This window comes from Moorena sp. SIOASIH (assembly GCF_010671925.1).
In the GTDB taxonomy this organism is placed as follows: domain Bacteria; phylum Cyanobacteriota; class Cyanobacteriia; order Cyanobacteriales; family Coleofasciculaceae; genus Moorena.
Genome location: NZ_JAAHIH010000002.1, coordinates 1685295 through 1693677, shown reverse-complemented (window position 1 = coordinate 1693677; position 8383 = coordinate 1685295). Strand labels below are relative to the sequence as shown.

11 protein-coding genes are annotated in these 8383 nt (G+C 42.6%); 3 read left to right on the top strand and 8 right to left on the bottom strand.

The window, feature by feature from the left end:
- Nucleotides 1-1103: 1103 nt before the first annotated feature.
- The gene (locus F6J90_RS15125) at nucleotides 1104-1742 is read right to left on the bottom strand and encodes a HEAT repeat domain-containing protein (protein WP_293094751.1); all 639 of its coding nucleotides are present in this window, start codon (nucleotides 1740-1742) and stop codon (nucleotides 1104-1106) included.
- Nucleotides 1743-1968: 226 nt separating this feature from the next.
- Nucleotides 1969-2805: a HEAT repeat domain-containing protein gene (locus F6J90_RS15120; RefSeq protein ID WP_293094748.1), complete on the bottom strand. Its 837-nt coding sequence runs from the start codon at nucleotides 2803-2805 to the stop codon at nucleotides 1969-1971.
- Nucleotides 2806-2987: 182 nt separating this feature from the next.
- Here F6J90_RS15120 and F6J90_RS15115 point away from each other — a divergent pair, with 182 nt between their 5' ends.
- Nucleotides 2988-3113, top strand: a complete 126-nt coding sequence (locus F6J90_RS15115) for a hypothetical protein (RefSeq protein ID WP_293094745.1) — start codon at nucleotides 2988-2990, stop codon at nucleotides 3111-3113.
- Nucleotides 3114-3135: 22 nt separating this feature from the next.
- On the opposite strand, the gene cpcA is transcribed toward F6J90_RS15115, so the two are convergent.
- Nucleotides 3136-3624 (bottom strand): phycocyanin subunit alpha, encoded by a 489-nt coding sequence (gene cpcA, locus F6J90_RS15110; RefSeq protein WP_293094742.1) that lies wholly within the window; start codon nucleotides 3622-3624, stop codon nucleotides 3136-3138.
- 89 nt (nucleotides 3625-3713) lie between these two features.
- Entirely contained in the window at nucleotides 3714-4232 is a 519-nt protein-coding gene (locus F6J90_RS15105; protein WP_293094739.1) for a phycocyanin subunit beta, read from the bottom strand.
- A 362-nt stretch (nucleotides 4233-4594) separates the two neighbouring features.
- Here F6J90_RS15105 and F6J90_RS15100 point away from each other — a divergent pair, with 362 nt between their 5' ends.
- Nucleotides 4595-4792, top strand: a complete 198-nt coding sequence (locus F6J90_RS15100; RefSeq protein ID WP_293094736.1) for a hypothetical protein — start codon at nucleotides 4595-4597, stop codon at nucleotides 4790-4792.
- Here F6J90_RS15100 and F6J90_RS15095 read toward each other — a convergent pair.
- Nucleotides 4782-5519: a phycobilisome rod-core linker polypeptide gene (locus tag F6J90_RS15095; protein ID WP_293094733.1), complete on the bottom strand. Its 738-nt coding sequence runs from the start codon at nucleotides 5517-5519 to the stop codon at nucleotides 4782-4784. The two genes, F6J90_RS15100 and F6J90_RS15095, sit on opposite strands and share 11 nt — an antisense overlap.
- An 11-nt stretch (nucleotides 5520-5530) precedes the next feature.
- Here F6J90_RS15095 and F6J90_RS15090 point away from each other — a divergent pair, with 11 nt between their 5' ends.
- Nucleotides 5531-5662, top strand: coding sequence for a hypothetical protein (locus F6J90_RS15090; RefSeq protein WP_293094730.1), 132 nt, complete (start codon nucleotides 5531-5533; stop codon nucleotides 5660-5662).
- Nucleotides 5663-6303: 641 nt separating this feature from the next.
- Here F6J90_RS15090 and F6J90_RS15085 read toward each other — a convergent pair.
- From F6J90_RS15085 to F6J90_RS15075, 3 genes are all read right to left on the bottom strand, one after another.
- A complete protein-coding gene (locus F6J90_RS15085; RefSeq protein ID WP_293094727.1) occupies nucleotides 6304-7050 on the bottom strand; it encodes a phycoerythrobilin:ferredoxin oxidoreductase in 747 nt (248 codons plus the stop codon).
- A complete protein-coding gene (locus F6J90_RS15080) occupies nucleotides 7047-7784 on the bottom strand; it encodes a 15,16-dihydrobiliverdin:ferredoxin oxidoreductase (protein WP_293094725.1) in 738 nt (245 codons plus the stop codon). Before F6J90_RS15080 ends, F6J90_RS15085 begins: the two co-directional genes overlap by 4 nt.
- A 272-nt stretch (nucleotides 7785-8056) precedes the next feature.
- On the bottom strand, nucleotides 8057-8206 hold the full coding sequence (locus tag F6J90_RS15075; RefSeq protein WP_293094723.1) for a hypothetical protein: 150 nt from the start codon (nucleotides 8204-8206) through the stop codon (nucleotides 8057-8059).
- Nucleotides 8207-8383: the final 177 nt, after the last annotated feature.

The window sequence follows — 8383 nt, the reverse complement described above, 5'->3', positions numbered from 1 at the left end:
ACTTTCAACTTTCAACTTTCAACTTTCAACTTTCAACTTTCAACTTTCAACTTTCAACTTTCAACTTTCAACTTTCAACTTTCAACTTTCAACTTTCAACTTTCAACTTTCAACTTTCAACTTTCAACTTTCAACTTTCAACTTTCAACTTTCAACTTTCAACTTTCAACTTTCAACTTTCAACTTTCAACTTTCAACTTTCAACTTTCAACTTTCAACTTTCAACTTTCAACTTTCAACTTTCAACTTTCAACTTTCAACTTTCAACTTTCAACTTTCAACTTTCAACTTTCAACTTTCAACTTTCAACTTTCAACTTTCAACTTTCAACTTTCAACTTTCAACTTTCAACTTTCAACTTTCAACTTTCAACTTTCAACTTTCAACTTTCAACTTTCAACTTTCAACTTTCAACTTTCAACTTTCAACTTTCAACTTTCAACTTTCAACTTTCAACTTTCAACTTTCAACTTTCAACTTTCAACTTTCAACTTTCAACTTTCAACTTTCAACTTTCAACTTTCAACTTTCAAATTTCAAATTTCAACTTTCAACTTTCAACTTTCAACTTTCAACTTTCAACTTTCAACTTTCAACTTTCAACTTTCAAATTTCAACTTTCAAATTTCAACTTTCAACTTTCAACTTTCAAATTTCAACTTTCAACTTTCAACTTTCAACTTTCAACTTTCAAATTTCAAATTTCAACTTTCAACTTTCAAATTTCAACTTTCAACTTTCAAATTTCAACTTTCAAATTTCAACTTTCAACTTTCAACTTTCAACTTTCAACTTTCAACTTTCAAATTTCAACTTTCAACTTTCAAATTTCAACTTTCAAATTTCAACTTTCAAATTTCAACTTTCAAATTTCAACTTTCAAATTTCAACTTTCAAATTTCAACTTTCAAATTTCAACTTTCAAATTTCAACTTTCAACTTTCAACTTTCAACCTTTAACCTTTAATTTTTAACCTTCAATTTTCAACTTTTAACCTTTAACTTTTAACCTTTAATTTTTAATTTTTAACTTTTAACTTTTAACCTTCAAACTTCAAACTTCAACCTTCAACCTTCAACCTTCAAACTTCAACCTTCAACCTTCAACCAAGTTGTTCGATAGCAAGTTGGATACGGGTGCGCACTGTTAAATCGGTTTCAGTCTTGAACATTTGCGCTAAATGAGTTTTGATACTCTCAGCCAGCTCCGGATAGGTGACCACTACCGCAGTAGCTAGACCTTGCAATCCTACTACGGAAGAATAACGAACTACCCATTCGGAGTCTTGGCAGGTTAGCAGTAGTGTTTTAAAAGCTTGCTCTTGGGCAGCAGGAATTTTATCTTTAGGCATATCCTCCCAGTCCAAATTGCCCAGACCTTTTGTAGCAGCTCGACGGACGCTCATAGAAAAGTCAGTTTCAGCAGCTTCGATTAAGGTATCGAAGGCTCTAGGATCGCCAATTCCTGATAGTGCACGGATTGCCCAGGCTCTACCTCCGTAGTTATAGTCATCAATTAGGTTTAGCAATTGCGCTACTGCTGTTTTCCCGAATCGCACTACCCCACCGGCAGCTAATTCTGCTGCACCTGGGTTATTGTAGCTAAAAACTGCAATTAAAGTGGGGATTGCAGCTTCTATATGGGCATTAGCCAAGATTCTCACTGCTTTTACTAAGCTATAGGCAGAATCTGCCTCTTTCACAGCTCGAATTAATTCTTGCTCTCGGGTTGTGTTGGTCATGAAGGAGTCTAAGGTTGTTCGCGTAGCGTGGCCTTTTGGCCAAGGTTGTTCACCCTAGGTGTTTTCTAGTGGTAGATTTAAAGCAAAAGGTACAAGGATAAAAACCCGCCACTTGTGACATCATGGTTGGATAAATGGTTAGATAAAATTACTAGATAAATGGTTGCATAAAATGGTTAGATAAAATTTTTTTATACTTCATCCTTCATCCTTTAAACTTTACACTTCATAGAAGACCATCCATCAAGTTCATAATTCTAATTGTCGTCTCCGATAGGTGGCAACCATCAGTGGGATGAGTTTCTAAGTAATGCTCTAGAATTCCTTTGAGCGCGATTAACCTGAGACTATTTTCTGCCCAGGTCTTAGCGATCGCATCTGCTGCTGGTAAATAACCAATTGCCCCGAGATCGGAAAGAGCTGCCCGCCTCAGTTGAACTTGATCAGCTCTCAAAGCTTTGATTAAACGTTCAACATAAGTAGGGTTTTGAGTTAGCTGGTACATTGCCCGTGCGGCGGCATACTGTTCCAACTCGTTGGGATGCTCTAGGAATAGTTCAATCAGTTCAATCGCTTCTGTTACACCAAGATCCCCCAAGGCTTCGATGACAGCATTGTAGGGTTGGGCGAGGTGGGGACTTCCGGGTATAGGCTCGGCTGCTTCTAAACCTCCGTCTAGGAGTTTGATCAGCTTGGGAATACAGGTACGATCTTCTAACATCGCTAAAGATTGTACCGCTGCTTCCCTAACATAAAAATCCGGGCAGTCTAAACAATCAATCAACGCAGGCACAGCTCGATGGTCTCCTAGTTTGCCCAGGGCTCTGGCAGCATTCCGGCGCAGAGGATATCCTCCTAATTCTGTCTGGTTCTCCTGATCCTGTAGCGCAGCGATTAGGGCATCAATTGCCAGTGGTTCCCGGACTCGGAACTTTCCTAGCCACCATGCTGCATAATAGCGAAGCCCTTGATCGTTGCCTTGTAGATTGGCGATCGCTTGCTCTACAGTTAATGACTCAGAGTTATCAGTCTCAACATAATTCTCAAGACTAGGCTGCAACATTTTAACTTGCTAATTTAAACTTGTTAATTTAAACTTGCTAATTTAAACTTGTTAATTTTCATTTTACTTAGCTTTTGTCTCCTGTCTCCTCAAAAAACCTACCAATTTCTTACTTTATCCTTCATCCTTGATCTGATTACTTGGTAGATATAGGGTACCTAAATCAATTGTGAGCATTTTTGATGCCATATTCCCTACTCCCTACTCCCTACTCCCTGCTCCCTGCTCCCTTTGCTATAGACAAAGTAAATAGACAAAACAATGCCCGGAAAGGTCAGCAGATGCTAGTTTTTGCTAACACCTGCTGACCTTTCCAGGCCAAAAGAGCAATTAGCTCAGGGCGTTAATAGCGTAGTCAATGTAGTTATTTGCCTCAGTAGCAGGCTGACCACTTAAACCATGGTTAGCCTTGATGTACTTGAGGGCTTCGATGTACCAGCTCGGAGACAGCTCGAAGGTACGGTTGATTTCATCTAAACCAGCAATCAAGTACTCATCCATCGGTCCGGTCCCACCAGCAACTAGGCAGTAAGTAACCATACGCAGATAGTAACCGATATCACGGGAGCATTTTGCCTTACCTGTAGCGTCAGATGCATAGGTTGGTCCAGGCATGCTAGTGGTGTAAGGGAATTTGTTATACACCGCTTGGGCTGCACCTTCAGTCAAGGTTGAGGCTTTAGCAGTTAAGGCTTTTGCTGCTTCTAAACAAGCTGTAGCCCGCTGGAATCGACCGAAGGCAGTCTGGATTTCTGTATTACTTAAAAAACGACCTTGAGCGTCAGCAGCAGCGACGGCTTCTGTAAGCGGGGTTTTCATTGTCTAGGTATCTCCCTAATATTTTGTCAAGTTTTCAAAAACGTTTGAAGTTGTGATCGTTAGACAGCAAGTGATATGCCTTTAGCGTTTTAGCCAACCGCAGCAGCTGCCTTGTCGAAGTAGCTGGAAATTTCAGCCATCAGAGAGCTGCAATCACCAGGGGTGATGCCATTGGAGTCGTTAGCGATCGCAATCGCAGCATCCTTCATCTTTTCTACACCCACTGCCACTGAAGCACCAGGAGTTCCCAGAGCTAGGTAGGTTTCCCGCAGACCATTGAGGCAGCGGTCTTCCAGGACACTAGCATCACCAGCAAAAATGGCGTAAGTCACATAGCGCAGGATGATTTCCATATCACGCAAGCAAGCAGCCATCCGACGGCTGGTGTAGGCATTACCACCAGGATTGATTAACTGGGGTTGCTCAGCAAACAGGGAGCGAGCCGCGTTAGCCACAATGGTGGAAGAGTTGCTGGTAATGCGGTTGACTGCATCCATCCGCTTGTTGCTGTCCTTCACCATAGCGCTAAGGGCACTTAGTTGCTCAGTACTAATGTATTGACCCTGGGCATCAGCCTGAGAAACAAGCTTAGTAAACGCATCAAACATTGACGGAATCTCCTAGGTTAGTTGGTTTTGTTTCAAAACGGGCTTCAGTTAAACAGACTCAGACTGAATCAAACTGAATCAAGCAGTTTGAAACGGGAACGGCATAGAACATGCTCCAGCCACAGCCAATACTCCTATCTCTCTTTTTTGGTCTTTGTCCTAGTCTTTGTCCCATGAGTTTGGTAACAAAACGGATCGTTAAGAAAAATTACAAAACTTCACGTTTTGGTGAGAGACCTAGGAATGCTGTGTGTCAACCGGTTGGTTGGCTTTCGCCTGTCACTATTTACCCTTCAGGTAACTTTTATACAATGATGTCGAGCCTTTATTCGTTACATCTTGTTAAGAGTTTAAGATTTTTTATGTCTGATCGCAACGCTATATCAGAACTGGCTTGCCATGGCTACCCTGTGGATTGGCTCAATGTTGGTGCTGGAAGCCTCTTGGTTGCTTACCTCCTGCTCAAGACACAGGTCAGCTGTTCAATCCAGCTAATTGGTCTAGCCGTTAGCAGGTTAGTAACATTTCTTATCAAACCTACACTCACAGCTACAGACTGATAATACCCCAGGCGGCTAAGGCGATCGCAATTGTTCCCCCAAGTAAGACTACAGCTCCTGCCTTAGTGAGTACTCCTGCTACAAAGCGCACTGAGGCAGGAGGATAATAGGTTTTGAAAATATCAATTGGTTGGTGTTTAAAGTAACCCAGCTGTTGCAGTTGGCTGCGGTAGTCTTCCGCATAACGAGGCATCCGGGCAAAGGGTAGATCGCCTTGAGTACGCTGCGGTATGATCCGCCGCCGCTGATAAGGCACGGTGTCATCACCAAAGTTTTCCAGGTACTCGTCGCTATCGACCAGAGCATCAATAAAGTTTTTTAAGCCATTACTAGCCAGCACTATTGACCAAGCTAACTTCTCCCGCTCGCTGTAGATATCACGCCCCAAGATGCGTTGTACACACATCTGGACAAAACGGTAGTTGTTGTTGGTCTGATAATTGCGCTGCCAAAAAGGTTCAGATGTTGCTAGACCACGAATGAACTCGCGCACCGTGATTTGACCAAACCTCAGCTGTGATTCTAAAAAGGTTTGGCGGTTGCTTGTCAGAATCTGTTGTTCATGAAAAATCTGACCATAGGCTGCCCTAATCAACTCATCCATTTCCGATGGAGAGAGCAGATTAGCTGTAGTGTATAGTTTAGGCTGCTCATCTCCGGGCACCTCATATCCAGCGACGCGCTGATTTTGGGTTGAGGGGGGATACTCTAACAAAGGAATTGTCATTAATCACCTCTATGATCGTAAACCTCAGTCATCTAAGCATTCAGCCGTCAGCCGTCAGCCGTCAGCCGTCAGCCGTCAGTGGTCAGTCGTTGGCCAATGGCCACTCAAGTAGCGTGCGCTATGGGCATAAGCTGTTCATGTAGCGTGCGCTATGGGCATAAACTCATAGCTAAAAGCTGATAGCTGATACGCGACACGCTGATACGCGACACGCTGAATGCTTACTCAGTTATAATCACAGATTAGGGGATGAGCTTCATACAATCCTAACTTTTTTTACGTTTTTTAATCAAAAGACATAATTTGTTATTTTAGCGACCTATGAAGTATGAAGTATCAAGTATTAAGTATTCAGTATTCAGTCAGCTGTCGCCCATTTAAACGAGCTTGTCTTGATGCAAAGCGCGATTAGGGAGGGGCTGCATCAAGACAAGGATTTGAGATATATCAAAAAAATCTGTTTCTGGCTACTGTTACGGTTTGGCGATCGCGGCTAGGGGCGAGGCTAAGATCTTGCACCTTTAATCAAAAGCTCTAAAATGTAGGAGTATTGAGTCAGGAGCTTCGAGTCATTAAAAATGGATTCAAAATCAATTATTTCCCAGTTAACTGGCAATTAATCAGAGTTTTATCAAGAATAAAATTCTGTATTATTTCCATCAATTCTGTAGTCTTATCCTGACTTATGACTCAATACTCCTGACTCAATACTCCTGAAAAAACTAACCAATTTTTTACATCGAACTCAGGTTAAGTTTTAAGATCCTAAGAATTACAGTAGTGCTTAACTTGCCTGTGCGAGCTTTCGCTCTAGGTCAAACAAGAAACCATGGATGTACTCCTCAGTCCATTCACTGCCATAAAATCTCTGAAACATACCACGAGCTGGGTCTTTCTCAGCACGATAACCCAGATAACGCAGTTGAGCTTCCTTGATGGCTTCGAGATGCTTGGAATCGGTAATTAGTTCTGCCTGATCCACAAAATCCAAGTAAGCTGTCAGATAGTCCTTGAAGGCAGCAAACACCCGATTTTCCACTACTTCCGTTTCCTTAGGGCGTGTCCACAGGAAAGCTGGGGAAAAGAACGGTGTGGCTTCCTCAGGAAAGTCTCCTCCCCAAGGCAAATGCTGTTGATGGGCCTTGAAAATCGGTAGGATAGGTTCAGTGTAACGAGCTTGATAGGCTGGATCATCCCGGAACAGGGGCTGCATATCCAAGGCAATCAGATGTCCACCAGGTAAGGTCACTAAGTCAGCACCGAAGAAGGGCAGGTCATAGTTGAGCTGGGGGAAGATCACAAAATTGAGTACCTGTAATGCTGTTCCCCCCTGGACATGAGCAGCTCGAATTTGTCTGATTTTGGGTGCAGCAAAGGCATAACTGGTGGTCAGGACATCTTGCTGCTTTTTCCCTTTCCCCACTGTTGCGAATTTGCTTTCAAACCCAGGGGGAATGGGATAAGGCTGTAGATCAAGGCGCTCTTTTAGATATGCGATCGCGTAGTCTAGAAACGGCTGATAGAGAGTCATGTTTGGCTTTGACTAACGGCTAAAGGCATGGCATTTTCAAATAAGAACTCATATAAGAACTGCTCTGCCCACTCGGAACCAAAGTAGCTGCTGAACAGACCATGGGCTGGGTCTCTGTCGGCACTATACTGGTCATAGTCTTTCTGCGCCTTTACAATGCGCTCAATATCTTCTGGCTCAGTTAGAGGCTCAGCTTGCTCCACCATTTGCCAATATAATGCCAAGTAGTCTTTGTAAGCCTCAAAGACTTCTGTTTGCACTGTCTCTAGGGAATCGATTTTGGCAAACAGTAGATACTTAGAGAAGTACTGGTTGGCATCGTAAAACTTCATTTCTAAGTTTTGTGCCAAGTCCTGATAGCGATCGCGAATGACTCGCATCGGTTCAATGTATTTTTCCTGATACGCTTCATCCCTGAACAATGGCTGAAAGTCTAGAACCACCAGGATCTTCTTTTTGCCAAAGGATAAGAAGTCAATCCCTAGTAAAGGCAGATCGTAACAGTGGCTAGGATACATCACACTGTTAAACACTTGGGAGACTGGTCCAACATCCATGTAGGTATAGCGAATTTTCCGCAATTCCGGGCATTGGTAACACCAGCTTTGAATAATTGCCCGATGTTTAGCGCGATCGCTTACCTGGCGTTCTAAGCCTGGGGGAATCGGTTGACTGCTTAAATCAAACCGCTTGAATAGCTCTTTTTCCAGATAGTCCAGGAAAGGCTGATACATTTATATTGCTCGTATACATAGTAAAACCCTTACTGAGCATAGAGTATCGCGATACTTCCTGTCTCATTTCTCCCAGACAAAGAAATAATCGTTAACATTTGGCTGACCTAAGATTTGCCTGACCTAAGATTTGGCTGACTAAGCCACCACAATCCCCATCCGCAAATCTACCTAAGGGGAAGCGTAAGCATTCAGCTATCAGCTATCAGCTAATCCGCTAGGGGAAAAGCTTTTGAATAAAACAGGTAAGCATTGGTTTAATCTCAGTGAATTCACAAGCTGGAAGCCTGTGCCACAAAGCTGACTGCTGACCGCTGACCACTGACCACTGTTCGCGCAGCGTGCCCGTAGCGCATATGCTTACGGGGAAGCTTTCCTTGCCACCCTGTCAAAGCATTAGCAAGGAAAGCGCTGCCAGTCAATAGGGATTACTTAAAAACTAATCCTTATTGTGTTATATGGCAAGGTACTTCATCAAAACTTTGCACACTTACTAGTTAAATCTACTGAAAATGGCATTTTTCTCAGTACATAGTAATAGATTACTGAATCGATTATTTTAATTAATTACCTTTGAGCCGTAATTCGCTAATTTTCCC